Source organism: Arthrobacter sp. NPDC097144 (genome assembly GCF_044762205.1).
In the GTDB taxonomy this organism is placed as follows: Bacteria; Actinomycetota; Actinomycetes; order Actinomycetales; family Micrococcaceae; genus Arthrobacter_B.
The window spans coordinates 1-15854 of sequence record NZ_JBIWDW010000010.1 but is presented as its reverse complement, the minus strand read 5'-3'; the positions used below and the strand labels follow the sequence as shown (position 1 = coordinate 15854).

Below are 15854 nucleotides of genomic sequence, written 5' to 3'. Positions count from 1 at the left end.
CGGTCTACCTCCGCTCAACGCTCAAAGGCTGATCGAGAGGTCCGCGCTCGACCTGGCCATGAGACACCAACGAATCGTTGACCTTCTGTGCATGGGGACCTTTCATCCAAGGAACGGTTTCGACCATTGTGGCGGGTGCTCCCGAAGCCAGCAGGATCGCCCGGAAACGCGGCAGTGAGGTCAGGTCGGAGACGGAAAGAATGTCGTCCTTGTTTTCTTGCCGTGAGCTGGACCGGCCGGATTTCCCAGAGCTGCGGGAAACGTTGATGTAGCTGTATTGGCCGATCAATCGGGCCAGTTCATCGAGGTACTGAACTTCAGATACACCGCCGCCATAGATTTTGGCGTTCGCCGCTGACCAAAGTTTGCGCATCCCTTCCACGCCCCAGACCTCAACGCCCTGGGACCACGACTGCAAAATGGTCATGAGGATAATTCCACGCGAACCGTAGTGGCTGTACTGATCGGGAAGGCTCTTCCATCGGCAGACGTTCGCCGCCTCGTCCAGGACCCCAAGGAGAGGACGTTTTAGTCTCCCTCCGGGCTGAGAGTTTGCATACTGTTCGGCGGCTTCCACTACAGCAACCGTGAGGGCTGTGACCAAAGGCCCGGCGGTCCCTTCCCCCTCGCGGGAAAGGCTGTACAGGGTGCCACGACCACGAACAAACATGTCGGGCTCAAACTCAGGTCGGCGAGACCCTGGACCTGGGGTGACCCATTTGCCGACGTTGCGGTCGGTGAGAGAGGACACCATTTCCAGCGCAGTGCCGAACACTCCGGCTTTCTGCTTTTCCGGCTCCCGCAATCGGGCTACAACGGTGTCGGACAGCATTTCATAGTCGTGCTCTCTTAGAATATGAGCCGGGCGGTCATCAGCTGGCTTGGTGAGCCATGTGTAGACCTGTGTAATGGGCTTTTGATCTAGCGCGGCAGCCAGCAGATACGCCTTGAGCAGGTTCCGTCCGGCGGTGTCGAAGTAGGCATCTGTTCTGGCACCTGGATCCCGAGAGCCAACGGAGAAATGCGTGGCCAACTTTGCGGCGGTCGCTTCATCCGTCACATAGCTCAGCGGATTCCACCACCAGGTGGGTTCTTCCTCGGCTACGCCCTGAGGATCGAAGACCCACACTTCTCCCACCTCGCTGCGGACCGAACGTGTTACATCCACAATGTCGCGTTTGTTGGAGGTGGCTATGACCGCACCCGGTGCTTCCAAGATCGCAGGCACAGCGTAGGAGGTGGTTTTCATCGTTCGGGGACCGGCAATCAGAATCAGCATGTCTTCCCAGGACGCCCACAGGGGCCGTTTTCCATTCACAGTCCGTCCAAGCGGAAGACCTACTGAATCCACAACGCCCAGCCGCTCAGCAGTAGCTTTCGCGCCCTTGGTGGACAGATGGTCAAGGTCCCGGCCCCGGCCCATGTGGACTGCGGCCTTGTCAACCCGAGTACGTTTCTTTCCGGCACGGATTATCAGCACCTCGACAAGCACCGCCAGCACAAGCAGGATGGACCCGAAGCCAGCGGCAATAACTGTTGCCTGTACCGGCCAGGGAATCTCCTGCTTGAGAAGTCCTGCCACCAGTTCTATCGGATGAGTCGGAGGCGCAGATACCCCGGCCAACGACGAACCCCAGTGCGCGGATATCCATACCCCGCCCAGCAGCGCGGCAGCCAAGCCCATGACCGAGAACAAAAGGATGCCCTCGGTATAACTCCCCGATGAGGCCCGTTTACGATTCGGTGCGCTCATGCCGGATCTCCTGTCAGCGTCGGAACCGCTGCGGTTTCCGCCAGGAGAGGTGCGTCCGCAGGCATATCGTGCCAGCGCTTGTTCGTGTCATTGAGCGCTGCCTCAACGCGAGTTAGTCCAATTTGCACAGGAATGCCGGGCCGTCCTCCGACCTTAATAAGGAACTTCCCTCGCCCGGGTGGCTCCATATCCAGGCCGCGTGAGTCCCATGCGGGAGGGGATTGCCAATCAATGAGCTTTCTCTGTTCCTGCCGCGACAGAGGAACAGCTTGGGCCAGCAACTTCATCTCGGAGGCAGGGAGACCACCGCAGATGACCATGCCGGAGCGTTCCACGAAACCGCGCGCTTTCATCCGATCCTCTTCGGCCGGCAAAGCCAGCAGATCACTCATCGTGTGGGAAATCATTACCTGGCCGACACCGACTGAGCGGTTCAACCGTGTTAGAGCGTCCACCCGGTCAACCATGCCTTTGCCTGCCCGAAGAGCCCTCCAGAGTTCGTCCAACACTACAAAGTAGTGGCGGCGTGGCTCCAAACTAGCATCGGCCAGGGCATTCGCTACGTTGACCGTGCCGAACCCGTAGGACCAGCAGGCCAACAACACTGCAGCCTGGAGATCGGTTTCTGTCTCATCAATGCTGGAAACGTCAAAGACAACGGCGCGGTCCCGTTGCATCGGGTTGGTGGTGTGCCGGGAGAAAATTTCGCCGAGTTTTCCGCCGCCGGTCAGCCCGAGCAGGGTTGCTTCCAATGCTCTTGTCTCAGCCTGATACAGGGCCCAGTCTCCACGGTTCAGGGCTACTTGCTGTAGTTCGTCAGGGCCGGATTGAATCACTTTCAACAGATCCCCAAGTACCGGGATACCTTCGAAATGTTCATCGAGCCAGCGCAGGCCCCTGTCTACAATTGTTTGTTCCTGGTCGGTTGGTGGCTGATTCCTGCTGATCGTAATGAGCGCTATCACCATATTGAGGCGGCGTCCGTGGGCATCGGCACGCACCCGCGTTGCAGCGTCCTCATGCCCTTTGGCCTCGAGCAGTTGAGCGACTTCAATGGCCTGTCCAGGATCCAGAATGTTCAAATATCCGCGTCCTCGGCCGAGGGCGATGACTTGGCCCTTGGCAGCTCTTACCAAGTCAACGTGTTCACCTTTCAGATCTCCAAGGACCAGCGGGTTAGTGCCCTGTCCTGCCAGGCCGAGCATCATGCGGCGGACCAGAGTGGACTTTCCCAGCCCCGGCTTACCGAGGATGAATGCCGATGGGTTCGAAATGAGCCGTGCACGCTGAAACCAACTGATGGGATCACAGCAAACTGTTGCTTGAGTTTCCTCATGCCGACCAATCGGCACACCGATCATGGGCGAGGATGTACCGGAGGAGAACGGCCAGAGCCCGCACACCTGCACTGTCGTCCCTCTGTACTCACGCACGGAAGGAATCAAGGCTACGGCTCCGCCACCACGGCCACGCCATCCACGGGCTCCGGGAACCTTTTCCCGGATAACAGGCTCGTTCTTTTGCTTGTTTCTTTCCGGTTCAGTCGGTTCCGCATGGTGCCGCTTGGACAGCACTTTCATACGAGCCATTTAGAGTGCCTCCCGAACTTCTGAGGGCAAGAGGGCGTGTTTGGGAAGGACCAATCCAATCGGCAGCGAAGCAGCAAAAGCGGTGTCTTGTGCTCCGTAGGCCCGGCGTAGCAATAGTCTGGCGGCACCGGAGGTGAGCTCAATCGCGGCGACCGCCTCGGGTAAGCGCTCCAGACCGTTGACTGTCGCGGTGACGATTAGTCCGAAGTTAACCAGACCCGCTCCCCGAGCTTCCTCTTCGGCGGTTTGGACTGCCGCACGGGCATCGACCAGGGCTCGAGCCGATGGGCGGTTGCCTGACGTGATACGGACGTTCGAATTATTTTGATCTCGCTCTACAACTTGAGCGGCCCGCGCCGCATCCATAGGCCGGTACAGCATCGTTACGCGCTTACGATCCACATCAGCGTGGGGAGCGAGAAGGTTGGAAAGCACATTAGCGTGCACTGAGCCCCGAGGTGCACCGCTCATTGTCCAGGAAACAGACCAGGCGCCTTCATGGCGGTAGTTATCCCAGTTGGTTTGAGCAGCTGACGGGCCGACTTCTCCCCACGTCAGTTCCACGGGGTGTCCGGCTGCATGGGCTTCATCAATCACCAGTGCCGCGGGCGGATCATATGCCACACGGACAACCTCGCACAGCTCCTGAGCGCTCATAGGACGGGCGACTCCGGCGCCGGTAGTCTGCAACCGCTGGGACAAGTGAGTTAGCCGTGAGGCTATATCCTTGGCTACTTCTTCCGGCTCACGCTTCCGGGAACCTGCGCGCATCGTGGCGTTGAAAGTAAGGGTGATCCATGCCCGAACTGTTGCGGAGCCTTCTGGGTACGTGTGGATGACCTCACGCAGCATTTCTTTGGCAACATCAGGGGCATCATCGTCAATATTCATTTCGACTTCGTTGCGGAGCCGATAGCCAGAGTCCGGGGCCGTTTCCACCGTTACTGAAGCGGCCTCTATTCCTGGCTCGTTACCCAGCGCGGAGATCCAGCCGCCCCAATTCGATACCCAGTCGTCAACCTGCTCTGGATCAACTAGTGAGGCACCGTCGGGTTCGGTAGAGAACATGACAGTGAAATGGCCGGTGGTTGGCATGTGGAGCATGGCGAATGGCCGCTTATAGGAATCCTGAAACTCATACAACCGGGACTTGGACGAGATTCCCGGTAATTGATACATACCCCATGCAGTGACGCCAAGAGGGCCTGAACGGTAGAGATTTGTTCCCTTACGGCGGGAACGGCTGAAGGCAGCTCGTACACCTAATCGATCAATAACTGTTTGACCGTGTTTGTCTTTGATGGTGAGCAAAACAACCCCGATGCCGAAAGCGCCCATTACCCCAAGGCCGACGAAGAGGTTCCAGATGGCAAAGGAGAGGATTCCGAACACCAGGCCAACAAGGATCAGTCCTGTCCCGATAGCCCCAAAATTCCCTAGTCCTGCTGAGCGGGGAACCCTCCAGTTTCCATAGGTAGGTTCCCTGTAATCACTAATTGTTGCTGCCACTAGGACCATCCCCTGCCGCTTCGTCTGAAACCTGCTTAACTGCTTCTTGTCCCTTTGCTGCAACGGAAACAGCTGCGCCCGCTGCGGCTCCAACAGGGCCGGCCACAGCTCCGGCCTTGGCGCCTGCGGTCGCGCCGGAAGCTGCACCACCACCGGCAGCAACACGACCGGAGGAAGAGCCGCTGGACACGGAACCGCTGCCAACTACTGCACCAGTTCCCTTGCTGCCTCCTGTTGAGCGGGCAGCCGCTGCTACTCCTCCACTGCTACTAGTGGGGGAACTGCCTGAAGGAGAAGATTTGCTGCTGCTTCCTTCACCCGAGCTGCTGGACGGAGTAGGCGACATGCTGCCCCTGCCCCTCCCCGCGGAACCGAGTGACCTGGCGCCGGACGGCATGGCAGCTGCAGCTGCGGCGCCCATAGCCGCTGCGCCTCCCCCGCCGCCACCGCTTGCCACAGCTCCCACCATGGGGGTCACAAACCGCAGCAGGGCGGGCAAGGCCAAGAGGGCAACAACCATTAGGGCCAGTCCCGTAATTGAGTTCAGAAGGGCGGATGATGCCAGCCCACCGCCGTCTATGAGGCGGAAAGCCGCCGCATAGACGATCGCGGCAGCAGGTTTATAGAGGATGAAAGCGAGAGTCCAGCCGATAGCCTTCTGAAACCACTGCTTACCCATCTCGGTGTTGGTGAACGCCGCCGTGGTTGGCAAAATCCCTGCCAAGATAACCAACATCCCGCTTCGGATAACCATGAGCACAATCTGAACTATCGACGTGACTATTCCGAGCAGGCCCATGATGATGACCATGAAAACTGCAGTATCCGCCTGTCCGGTGATGATCATGTTCTGGATTGCGCTGGCAAACCCTTTGCCATTGGTGGATTCATTAATAATCCAAGTAGAGAAACCGTCCGCAGCGGTGATGAGGAAAGCGATTACGGCCAACCCCATCCCTGAAACTAGGGTCAGTGTCAGGAGGGAACGGACCAGATGCTTGATGGGATCTCCACGCTGTTCCCAAGCCATACGGGCGCCACCGATGATCACTGCAAGAACGGCCAGGGCTGCTGTCCAGTACCAAAGCCCACTTTGCAGGAAAGAGACTGTAGGGCTCGGGTTAACGCCATCGGACGTGAGGTTGCTAGTTGGCAACTTAACCCAGAAGGTAGCGAGGCTCACAACAATCTGTCCTAACGCCTCGGAGATGACACGGGCCAGACTCTCGATTCCATCTGCTAAAACGTTGCCAGCCCAGTTACCGACCCAGCACTTTTCACCCAGTAGTCCGCAGTCTTTCCCCCCTTCCACCTCAAACCCCGGACCAGGGAATGTAGGCACTCAGATCAATAAGTTGCTGAGAGCCTGTCACTCCACCTTGAGTAACGTTGAGTTTCCAATCCCCGTTTTCCCAGATCAGAGGAACGGGCACGGAACCAACCGCACCACTATCAAGTTCGATTCCAAGATCCACCGTCGCTGAAGAACCGGTGTAGTTCTGGATTTTGAAGCCCCCTATCTGAGCTGATACCGGCTCCGGTGTGCTGTTTTTCAGATCAACCAGCTGCTGGTCCCTGGCAGCGCTGTCCCCGGCGAGTTCTTCAAGAACCACCTGCTGGTTGCCGGCAGTTACCAACCCAAAAATATTTGCTGCGGCATACAGAGCTCCTACCGGGGAATTAGCGAAGCAGGACCGTACTCCGTCACTGTTGACGACGCCCGGCCCTGCAGTTTTAGGTGCGGTTGGCACCGCTGTTTTTCCTATAAGTTCCCAGTCGCTCTGCGGAGCAGCACCGAGCGCAGTATCCATGCTCCCTGGGAGACCGCAGATACTATCCCCTAACCCATCCCCTGTGGGGGTCGCCGACGCCGAAACTGTTGCCTTACCGGTTGGCCCCGCTTCCCCTATCCCCTGGTTATTGTTTCCGTTTGGCAGGAACGCAATCACGATTACTGCCGCCATCAGAACGAGGACCAGAGACGCGGAGAGAATGAAGCCGGGGCGGGTAAATGGACTCCTTTTGGAGCCTTCTGGAGCTACATCACTCACGGTGTTCTCCTGACTGTTAGACGAAAGCGGTAACGAGTCCGGATGCACCAGCGACCACGACGCAGCCGGCGAGGGTCCAACCCAACTTCGCCAGTCCTTCACCACCTTCCCCGCGCCGTACCTGAATCATCATGGTGATACCGGCGATGATGACGCCAAGTACGCCCAGTGCGAGGGCAATCCAGGCGGCCCACTGCAAAATCTTGAGCAGTCCCTCCGATCCGGGAGGCGCCACACCGCCTCCGGGATTGGGAACCTCTGTGAGGACGCTTAGACCAAGAATCTGAAGGTTAAGAGCTGCGGTGTGAAGCATGATGGCGCCTTTCATTTAGATGCGGCACTGTTACCGGTTGTCAGGTAGCAGTGACCTTATATCTGTGATGAACTTCCTGATTTCTCGCGGCAGGTGTTCTGCTTGCACGTTGCCTGTCCTCCACGTTTCCACCCATGGCAACCGCCACAGGCGGGGCGCACCCCCGCCAACGATGGTTTCCAGATCGCGGAGTAGCTTGGGGAGTTTTCCCGGAGCATCGGCCATCACAGCCAACCCGAGCAGATCGACGTTTAGCTGGTTTGGAGCTGCCCATTCAATGAGTGCCCGCCGTGCTGCTTCCAAGCCGGCCCGATTGGACCGGCAAAGCAACAGGACACGCGGGGCCTCATCCGTGTCCTTAAATACCGGCCAAGCGTGCTGAGTGGAACGCGAACCGTCGATCAAATGCGTCAGCGCGCTCTCTCCTGCTCCTCCATGCACACCCACTATCCACACTGAGGAAGATCCCGAAAAGTACCTACGGACAAGCCGGTCTGCCGCGTCAGGCTCCGGTATCCCCTTCTGCGGTAAAGCGGCACCCGTGATCGGTGGTTGTGAAACTGGTATAGACGCGGTTTCGACCGCTTCCGGCACCGATATTACGGCCGCAATCCATGCGTTTGCCCGCTGATCCATCTTTCCCCCCCATCGATCAGAGATGATTCTAGGTAAAGAGTTGGAGATTTGGGTTTCTTCTACTTGCTTCAAAGTACCACCGAGAGGAACATCATGGAAGATCACTCCAAAATGTGGAAGATGTGCTGTACTGTCGAGCCATGCTATGGAGTGGCAGCACTGTGAGCGATCTTGATGCTCTCTTTGCGCCGTATCCGGAAAAGCTCTCGATTGACGAGACCGCAGCGCTTCTTGGGATCTCGAAGAAGACTGCCTACAAGTACTTGGCAGACGGAACAATACCCGCTTACAAGTTCGGTAGCAGTTGGATCATTCTCCGCGACGACCTTAAAGGGAAGCTAATGGAAGGCTCCAACCAGCAGCAGGACTAACCAATTGATTTTGGGGGATGAGTTGAAGTCCAAGGGCGTCTTTTATACAGCGCTGGCAGCAGTGCCAGCGCTGTTTTTCGGCCTGATCCTTGTCTTCGTTCTCCTCATAGGCGGACAGCAGCCCCCCGCCGCTGGCAGCGAATGCACACCCACAGGTGAGTCAGACGCAGATCTTGGCGATCTTCCACCCGCAGGAGTCGCCGGCTACTCCGGTGACCAGCTGGTTAACGCTTCCCTCATTGTTAGTGCCGGAAAAGCTCTGGACCTCAGCGTTAAAGGACAAACTGTCGGTGTAATGACCGCGATGGGAGAGTCCAGCCTCAAAGTCCTGGACCGCGGCGACGGCCCCGGACCAGACAGCCGTGGTCTCTTCCAGCAGCGAGATAACGGTGCGTGGGGATCTTATGAAGATCGAATGGATGCCACCATCAGTGCAACCAACTTTTTCAAAGCACTTCAAAAAGTCGAAGGCTGGGAGTCCCTTTCCCCCAGCGAAGCAGCGCACCGGGTCCAACGCAACGCGGATCCGTACCACTACACGCGGTACTGGGATGCTGCCATTCAGGTTGTCGAAGCCGTTGCCGACTTTAAGGGACTTGAGGAATGTCTTACAAACGGCCCCCAGGTCCCCGGAGCAGGTGACGACCTGCCCTGGTCGAACGCCGTTTTCTGTCCCATCGGAGGCTTGTGCCCTTCGGGGGCCGTGTCCCCTCTTGGGATGTACAACCGTGAATGCACGGACTTCGCATTATGGAGGCTGAACGTCATGGCCGGGGTAACAAGCGATCCGTGGAAGTTCCATAACTCAAACCTTGTTCTGGGCAACGCCGAAACATGGATCGATGCCTGGAACCGGCAGGGCTGGGCAACCGGAAAACAGCCGCAAGTCGGCGCCGTTGCCTACTACGCTGCGAACGTCGGCGGAGCCGGCTCGGTTGGCCATGTAGCGATAGTGTCGGCCATCAACGACGACGGCACCGTTGCGATCGAGGAATATAACGGCATGATCCCGCCAAATGATCACAAATACAGCACCCGAAATATCCAACCAGATGAGGTAAGTGCCTACCTCTACTTTCCCCGCGACTACTAAGGAGAACACCTATGCAAGCTCCTGCAGCCATGAAGCCCCGGCAAAGGCGGCCGAGGGTTACTCAGCTGGCCGCAACCGCCGCTGCGGTGCTTCTCTGCTCAGCCTGTTTCAGCGGTGACAGCAGTGGGGCCAACGCCGACGAAACAGCCAGCCTGGGACCAATACCCAGCAGTACCTATACGCCGACGCTCAGCGCGGGGGACGGCCCCCAAGCACCTGACTCAGACGTGCCGGACAACCCCGAGTGGCTTCCCCAGGACGAAGAAGCAGCCAAAGAAGTCGCCGTGAATGCCCTCAACGATTTTGCCCGGCCCGGGATGGAGGAAACCCAATGGGCCAATGACTTTGCCCGGTGGCTCACTCCGAAGGCCACAACAGCATACTCAGCGGTAGATCCGGCCAACGTTCCCGTCACAAAGGTGACCGGACCCGCCGTTTTAGACATAGACGAAACCAATGGATTCGGTGTTTTGGCCACTGTTCCCACGGACGTAGGTGACTACAGAGTGCAGCTCCTACGGCAGGGCCAGGAAGAGCCGTGGAAGGTCAACCGCCTCTACCCACCAGAAGGAGTCAACTAACAGACCAACCCACATGCTTGTCGCTCAGCTCTTACCGATTCGGACCAGACGTGAGGAAGACCCCCGTGACTACCAATCAGACCGAAATTTCCAACTTTCCCCATGTGCAGGCAATAGTCCGGGCGAACGGCACCGGAGAAGTCGTTATTTCCGGCAATTCGCGGCCCCTCGATGCGCCCGACGAAACATCCCTGCGGCGTGAGGCTATGAAAATCATTACCGATCTGGCCTGGGTCCTCAGCCGTCCGGTCCGCGTCTACACCGAGGGACCAGAAGGAGACGGGGAGCTGGTGGTATATCCAGAGGGCAACATCATTGAAATCGCTCCGGAGACCAAAGGCCGGCGGCATCGGGGCAGTAAGGTAGGCAAGGCTACTCCTATGACGATGCCGGGTTCCAGCGTCTCAGAACCAGCACCAGCAGCACCTTTAGCAGTTCATGAATCCTCCAGCATCCCCATAGTGCCGAGTGCAGAAAAATCTCCAGCCCCAGCTCTGGCGTCACCCTTGCAAGTGGTTCAACCAACTAAACCGGCACCGGAAGTCCCAACCCGCCGTAGCTTGAAGGAAACCTCATTCCTTACCAGCGCTCCTTTGGTATTGCCAGCAACCCAGGGATTCCGCGGTATGTTCACCCGCCTGGGACTGCGCGTGGGTCCGTCCAAATTGGAAATGGTCGAACGCTCGGATATTCGCGCCGTATCCCAACATTGGCCCGGTCCCCGGACGATTGCCGTGGTTAACCGCAAGGGCGGAGCCAACAAGACCCCGACCGTTGCAGCCCTGTCTGCTGTTTTTGCCCGCTATGGCGGCGGCGGTGTGTTGGCTTGGGACAACAATGAAAATCAAGGCACCCTCGGGTGGCGCACCGAGCAAGGCCCACATGCGTCGAGCGTGCTGGATCTCCTAAGAGACCAAGATCAGTTGCTCTCCCCTTTGGCTCACAACGCCTTGCTTGCCCACTACGTGCACCATCAGACCGAAGACAAATACGACGTTCTGCGCTCTGATGAGAATGACGAAGGGGATCACGAGATTTCTGCCGATGAGGTGGATGCCGTGTACTCCGTGGCAGCGAAGTATTACCGAATGATCATCATGGATTCCGGTAACACGGCCAGGGCTGCGAATTGGCGTGCGATGATCGCTCACACTGATCAGCTGGTCGTACCTACGACAACCATGGAGGACCGTGCAGAGGCTGCGAAACTGACTTTACAAACCCTTGCAGCCAGGGACGAACATTCCGCACAACTGGCAAAGAACGCAGTGGTCATCATTTCCCAGTGGAAACCCGAAGACGGCGATGAAGCGCGCAGAATTGCTGATGGCTTCTTACCGCTCGTCCGGAAAGTCGTTACTGTCCCTTACGACCAGGCTCTCAAAGCAGGGCGCATTCGGCACGCTGCTTTGAAGCCAGCCACACAGCGGGCATGGCTCGCCGCTGCTGCTGCCGTGGCTCAGGGACTGCAATGACCAATCCGGAACACTGCTGCCGGCGGCATTCGGGGCTGCGCTATGCGCCTCATGCCGAGCAACTGTTGCACCAAGGCTCCGGGGCGACGGTAGAGGCGATGGCCAATCAAGGTCCTCATCGAAGAGGAATCAGACAAGCATTTTCCGGAAGAGCAGCAGCAATTCGAGCAGACACATCAGTAGACGGCCTACGGCAGTGCAGAGCATATCTGAACGGCAGCCGATAACTTACCTTATGTCAAGTAGCAGGCGCGGGATCAGAACCGGTGACTCATTCACAGGGATCCGTGCCTCCCCCTGTATTGCTCAGGCTGATGTACTCCCATGTACACATTTGTGGATGTCAGGAGTCAATCCTCAAAGAGGCACGACGTTCGTAAAACCAGTCAGCACTTCTTGCGACACGTTGGAGTTTCTGTTTTCCCTTAATCCGGGAGGTGGCTGGGGCCCGGTGATAGTTTTAGGTATAGGAAACAGTTTTTAGATCATCCTGGGCCACCCGGCCAGCCGATGTTGTTCAGACTGAGATGGACTGAAAGCCCTCCCCCAGGGGCCGGATATGTAAGGACAAGATCATGACCGCTGAAGGACCGAAGCGTGTTGGGCGCCGCTCCAAGGGAGACCGTAAGCTCATTGGCTTCCGCCTGGCGACCGACAAAGCAGAAGTTGTCAGTGAAATCGCTGCCGCCGAAGGCTACAGGTACGTCAGCGACTGGGTGGCCAGTGTTGTAGCCGAGCGTATCGAGAAGACCGATTTGGACAGAATCCACCAGCAGCAGGAGGAACTTCCCATCAGCCGTATCGCTTAAACACAGAAGGCCCGCAGGATAGCGGGCCTTCGAAGTATGTGACTTTCGCCTGACAAGCTTGCCGGCGACGCAGGCCGAAAGTCGATTTTTCTGTAACCGTCATTCCTGTTAGGGGAGAGCCGGTCCTTTTTCATTCCGTAAAGGGGAATAACACCATCGTACATCAGCTTGCCTCCGAACTGCCAGACTCACAGAGTCACAGCGTGTCGAGCGTGTCCACGCTGCGCGATGAACCCTCGCAGCTCTGGTCATCCCTGGCTCCGCTGCTGGCCGGACAGCCGCGCGTGCGCCTGTCCAAGGACGGCGGCCGGTCCTATCCGCAGCGTTTCGAGCGGGACCTGACGCCGGGGCTGCCGTCCTATCCGGCCGCCGTGCGGATCTTCGGCAGGGACGGAACCTGCGCTGCCATCTTCCTTGACTTTGATTCCTCCATCGCCGGAGTGGACTGGGTCGAAGCCGACGTCCGGGCCGCCCAATCGTTGCTGCACAGTGTCGGTGCCCGCTGGATTGAGGACTACTCCCCCAACGGCGGCCGCCACCTCTACATACCCCTGGCTCAGCGTGTGAGCTTCTCCGAGGCCCGTGATCTTGTTGAGGCTCTCGGGGCCCGGTTCAGGACCCTGGATAAGACCCCGCACCAGAACCTGCTGCACGGCTGCATGCGCACCCCCGGCAGCCCCCACAAGCGGGGTGGACACCAAATGCTGGCCATGAGCCTGTCCATGGCCTATGACGTCGCCCGCCGACGGAACAGTGCAGACGTTTGGAGAGCGCTCACAGCCGAGCTGGCCCGGGACATCGCTGCCGCCCGCGCCTACAGGATGGAACAGGCAGCCCCGGCAGCATTGGAAGCTCCTGCTCCGGCCGGAGTCGAACAAACCCTGCGGATGTCCCGTGCCATGCAGCGCATCGCTGTCACCGGCCTGTACGAGGTAAACCGGTACCAATCCGACTCCGAGGCACGCCAGGGTGTTATCGCCGGCGCAGCCGCCGCAGGACTGGCAATTACGGATGTTCAACGCCGGATGAAGCAGGGACTTTGGCCAGGACTAGCCTCTTTCTACGCTCGTTATCCGGCCCGCCACCGGGCCGCGGCACTGCAGCGGGACTGGCGCAAAGCCCTTAGCTTCGTGCAAAGAAACCAGGATCACCCACATGAAAAGAATAATGTCCGTATATCCCCCACAAGCGAGCCCCCCACACAGGCGGGGGGCTTACGTGGTGGTAACTCGGCGGTTCTCACTGACGACAATGAGCATCGTTTTATACGTTCCTGGCGGAATGCCCTGAGCCTGATGGAATCCCGGTACCAGAACCGGGCGGGTATGGCTCGGAGGATGGTACTGCGGGCTCTGGGTGAAGCCGCACACAAGAGTGCGAGCCGGCACATTGAGTTCGGTGACAGGGCCCTGGCCGTGGCCACTGGCATGGACCACACCACTGTTGGTTTCCATTTGCGTGCCTTGCGCGCCGAGACGGATCCCCTGGTGGTCCTTCTCGAAGCCGGCCGCGGCACCAAGGGCGATCTCTACATGCTGACCATTCCAGAAGCCACGTTGAAGGCCGCGCAGGAGCTGCCATGGAAGAAGGGGAAAGTGCATGCCCTGCGCCCGGTCTTTCGGGAACTGGGGTTGCCGGCAGCCTTCGTATACGAGGCACTGGAGAACTCCCCGGTCCCCCTCTCGACTATGGATGTCGTCCGGACCATCGGACTATCCAGAACCGCAGTCACCGAGGCCCTGGACATGCTCGCAGCTTGGAACCTAATCTCCCGGACTACTGGCTGGTCTGTGGTGCCCGGAACCTCCCTGAACACCCTGGCCGAATACTTCGGGGTCCTCGAGGCCGTAGCAGCCCAGATCCACACTTACCGGATTCAGCGTGCCCAGTGGCGGGAATGGCTCTCCCGCCACGCCAACGTTGTTTTACTCCTGCCAGCGCCCGAAGACGACTATCCGTGGGAGAACTTTGAGGGCCCCCCCGATGAGTTGTCCTTGGCTGATTTGGCTTTCCCCGCTAAAGGTAGGGCTGCCAGAGTCTGTTAGTCCGTGAGTCAGGGATTTGTTGAGGCGTTATGGCAGTGAGGAATGGCTTTCTACGGACGCAGCGCGTCCCTAGTACCGCGGCGGCAGGTTCAAGGAGTCACGCAGTTCGCTCTCCGTGGTGCCCGATAGGTCGGCCTTGCGCTCCAGCAGCAGGTCAATGGCCACCCGGACCAGGGTGTTATCCGTGATCCGCTCCCCCATGCCCAGCTTGTTGTTGTTAATCGTCATAGTCAGGATTTTCAGGTCCATCGCCTGGTCCTGAAAAACCCGCAGTTCCTTGCGCACAAGCTGTGTGTAGTGGGGGCGCACCGAGGCTGTAGGCACGCCCTCCTCCCCCCTGGCAGCAGATGCTTGCTGCACCTCAGTCTGCGTGGGAGCAGCAGCCGGAGCCGGTTTGGCCGCGGTCTGGAGTCTGACCTGCTGGCCGTTTGGTTTCACAGACGGCGGGACCGCGGCCGGCGGCGAAACCTGCGGTTCCGGCTGTGCTGGGATCGGTGTTGCCGCCGTTGCGGTGGCAAGGGGTGGCAACATGTCCTTGAAGCTTCTCTTAACGGCCATGGCCCCTATCCCCTGTTCCCGTTCACCCAGATGCTCAGCAGCTCTCTGGCGACGTCCTTGTAATCCCCGGCTGCCTTTTCCGCATTCCGGCTTGTCTCATATGTGGTGACGACGTTGCCCGTCATGGGAGCGCGTTCATGAATCTTGTACGAGCGGACGTAGGACTTGCAGACCTTCAACCCGTACTCCCGGAGGGTCTCCTGCGCCTCGGTCGCGTCGCTAATGGAACGGGAATCCACCTGTGTGACCAAAATCCGATAGTCCAGGCCGCTGGGTTGAACGATGGAGGTAAAAGTGTTGATCAGAGGAAGCATGGCCAAGGCAGTGGGCTCACTGGGCAGCAGGACAAAGTCCGAGTTGTCTACGACGGCTTTCAGGACTTCTGCGTTGTCTAGATTCCCCGGAGTATCAACGTAGATCGTGTCGTAGTCGAGATCACGCATCTGTTTAAGCAGAGTGGGATCAGTTTCACTTACGACGTCGAAGGGCAGCTGCTTACTCTCTGGAAGCTGGTCTGCGGTTTCAGCCCAGGTAGTCACGGACTTTTGTGGGTCCACATCAACGACGAGGACTTTGGAATGCTCCGCCGCAACGGCGCCCAGATTCATCACCGTGGTGGACTTACCCGCACCACCTTTTTGGTTGATGACGGCGACGACCCTCATTGATGCTTCCTTCTGTCATTGAGCTGCTGGGCACCGACAACGAAGGATAGGTTCACGCTCGAACTGAGCGGGGTTCACAAAAGATGGGAACTGCTAATCCCGTGGTCGCCGGCATGCGATTGAACCAAGCTATCAGCCGTTTACTGATTTTGATGGGATTTCAGTCCGTGACACGCAGAGTCTGTAAGTCGGTTCTCCAAGTGCCAGAGTCACGAATACTCGGAGTCACAGACTCTGTGAGCTGACTTGTCGGTTCGTGACCACTAAATCCGGGCCGGCGCTTACAGTGTGCTGCGATAAGTACAGACTCCAAGAACTCACTGAGTCAGGAACTCACAGAGTCCGAGACTCTGGGAGCCGGGGATCAACAGATATGGCGCCGAATCACGGGCAGACTCCGAACTCC

Annotated in this window: 15 protein-coding genes; 6 read left to right on the top strand and 9 right to left on the bottom strand. The window is 58.4% G+C overall.

Features of this window, described 5'->3' with window-relative positions:
* Positions 1-4: 4 nt before the first annotated feature.
* The 7 genes from ACIQXM_RS17865 to ACIQXM_RS17835 form a co-directional block, all read right to left on the bottom strand.
* Positions 5-1753 carry a type IV secretory system conjugative DNA transfer family protein gene (locus tag ACIQXM_RS17865; protein WP_400934039.1) on the bottom strand — a complete coding sequence of 583 codons (1749 nt, stop codon included), beginning with the start codon at positions 1751-1753 and terminating at the stop codon, positions 5-7.
* Positions 1750-3342, bottom strand: coding sequence for an ATP/GTP-binding protein (locus ACIQXM_RS17860; protein ID WP_400934037.1), 1593 nt, complete (start codon positions 3340-3342; stop codon positions 1750-1752). The genes ACIQXM_RS17865 and ACIQXM_RS17860 overlap by 4 nt, the downstream gene beginning before the upstream one ends.
* Positions 3343-4860: an SCO6880 family protein gene (locus tag ACIQXM_RS17855; RefSeq protein WP_400934033.1), complete on the bottom strand. Its 1518-nt coding sequence runs from the start codon at positions 4858-4860 to the stop codon at positions 3343-3345. It lies immediately after the preceding gene.
* On the bottom strand, positions 4835-6034 hold the full coding sequence (locus tag ACIQXM_RS17850) for a hypothetical protein (RefSeq protein ID WP_400934030.1): 1200 nt from the start codon (positions 6032-6034) through the stop codon (positions 4835-4837). The genes ACIQXM_RS17855 and ACIQXM_RS17850 overlap by 26 nt, the downstream gene beginning before the upstream one ends.
* Before the next feature lie 130 nt (positions 6035-6164).
* The gene (locus tag ACIQXM_RS17845) at positions 6165-6902 is read right to left on the bottom strand and encodes a hypothetical protein (protein ID WP_400934027.1); all 738 of its coding nucleotides are present in this window, start codon (positions 6900-6902) and stop codon (positions 6165-6167) included.
* Positions 6903-6918: 16 nt separating this feature from the next.
* Positions 6919-7215, bottom strand: a complete 297-nt coding sequence (locus tag ACIQXM_RS17840) for a hypothetical protein (protein WP_400934024.1) — start codon at positions 7213-7215, stop codon at positions 6919-6921.
* Positions 7216-7245: 30 nt separating this feature from the next.
* A complete protein-coding gene (locus ACIQXM_RS17835) occupies positions 7246-7851 on the bottom strand; it encodes a DUF6668 family protein (RefSeq protein ID WP_400934135.1) in 606 nt (201 codons plus the stop codon).
* 161 nt (positions 7852-8012) lie between these two features.
* On the opposite strand from ACIQXM_RS17835, the gene ACIQXM_RS17830 reads away from it, so the two are divergent.
* The 6 genes from ACIQXM_RS17830 (at position 8013) to ACIQXM_RS17805 (ending at position 14225) form a co-directional block, all read left to right on the top strand.
* Positions 8013-8222: a helix-turn-helix domain-containing protein gene (locus ACIQXM_RS17830; protein ID WP_400934021.1), complete on the top strand. Its 210-nt coding sequence runs from the start codon at positions 8013-8015 to the stop codon at positions 8220-8222.
* Between the two features lie 4 nt (positions 8223-8226).
* Complete coding sequence (locus ACIQXM_RS17825; protein ID WP_400934018.1) at positions 8227-9315, top strand: CHAP domain-containing protein; 1089 nt, start codon at positions 8227-8229, stop codon at positions 9313-9315.
* An 11-nt stretch (positions 9316-9326) separates the two neighbouring features.
* Complete coding sequence (locus tag ACIQXM_RS17820; RefSeq protein ID WP_400934015.1) at positions 9327-9896, top strand: hypothetical protein; 570 nt, start codon at positions 9327-9329, stop codon at positions 9894-9896.
* A 65-nt stretch (positions 9897-9961) separates the two neighbouring features.
* The gene (locus ACIQXM_RS17815; protein ID WP_400934013.1) at positions 9962-11371 is read left to right on the top strand and encodes a chromosome partitioning protein ParA; all 1410 of its coding nucleotides are present in this window, start codon (positions 9962-9964) and stop codon (positions 11369-11371) included.
* A gap of 575 nt (positions 11372-11946) precedes the next feature.
* Positions 11947-12180 carry a hypothetical protein gene (locus tag ACIQXM_RS17810; protein ID WP_400934011.1) on the top strand — a complete coding sequence of 78 codons (234 nt, stop codon included), beginning with the start codon at positions 11947-11949 and terminating at the stop codon, positions 12178-12180.
* A gap of 212 nt (positions 12181-12392) precedes the next feature.
* Complete coding sequence (locus tag ACIQXM_RS17805; protein WP_400934131.1) at positions 12393-14225, top strand: MarR family transcriptional regulator; 1833 nt, start codon at positions 12393-12395, stop codon at positions 14223-14225.
* A 69-nt stretch (positions 14226-14294) separates the two neighbouring features.
* Here ACIQXM_RS17805 and ACIQXM_RS17800 read toward each other — a convergent pair whose 3' ends face one another.
* Together ACIQXM_RS17800 and ACIQXM_RS17795 are read right to left on the bottom strand one after the other, a co-directional pair.
* Complete coding sequence (locus ACIQXM_RS17800; RefSeq protein WP_400934008.1) at positions 14295-14549, bottom strand: hypothetical protein; 255 nt, start codon at positions 14547-14549, stop codon at positions 14295-14297.
* 239 nt (positions 14550-14788) lie between these two features.
* Entirely contained in the window at positions 14789-15448 is a 660-nt protein-coding gene (locus tag ACIQXM_RS17795) for a ParA family protein (protein ID WP_400934005.1), read from the bottom strand.
* Positions 15449-15854: the final 406 nt, after the last annotated feature.

Bases quoted from the DNA above. Each gene is read 5' to 3' on its own strand.
- ACIQXM_RS17810 (WP_400934011.1), top strand. From the start codon at position 11,947: ATGACCGCTGAAGGACCGAAGCGTGTTGGGCGCCGCTCCAAGGGAGAC.
- ACIQXM_RS17865 (WP_400934039.1), bottom strand. From the start codon at position 1,753: ATGAGCGCACCGAATCGTAAACGGGCCTCATCGGGGAGTTATACCGAG.
- ACIQXM_RS17795 (WP_400934005.1), bottom strand. From the start codon at position 15,448: ATGAGGGTCGTCGCCGTCATCAACCAAAAAGGTGGTGCGGGTAAGTCC.
- ACIQXM_RS17835 (WP_400934135.1), bottom strand. From the start codon at position 7,851: ATGGATCAGCGGGCAAACGCATGGATTGCGGCCGTAATATCGGTGCCG.
- ACIQXM_RS17820 (WP_400934015.1), top strand. From the start codon at position 9,327: ATGCAAGCTCCTGCAGCCATGAAGCCCCGGCAAAGGCGGCCGAGGGTT.
- ACIQXM_RS17860 (WP_400934037.1), bottom strand. From the start codon at position 3,342: ATGGCTCGTATGAAAGTGCTGTCCAAGCGGCACCATGCGGAACCGACT.
- ACIQXM_RS17855 (WP_400934033.1), bottom strand. From the start codon at position 4,860: ATGGTCCTAGTGGCAGCAACAATTAGTGATTACAGGGAACCTACCTAT.
- ACIQXM_RS17840 (WP_400934024.1), bottom strand. From the start codon at position 7,215: ATGCTTCACACCGCAGCTCTTAACCTTCAGATTCTTGGTCTAAGCGTC.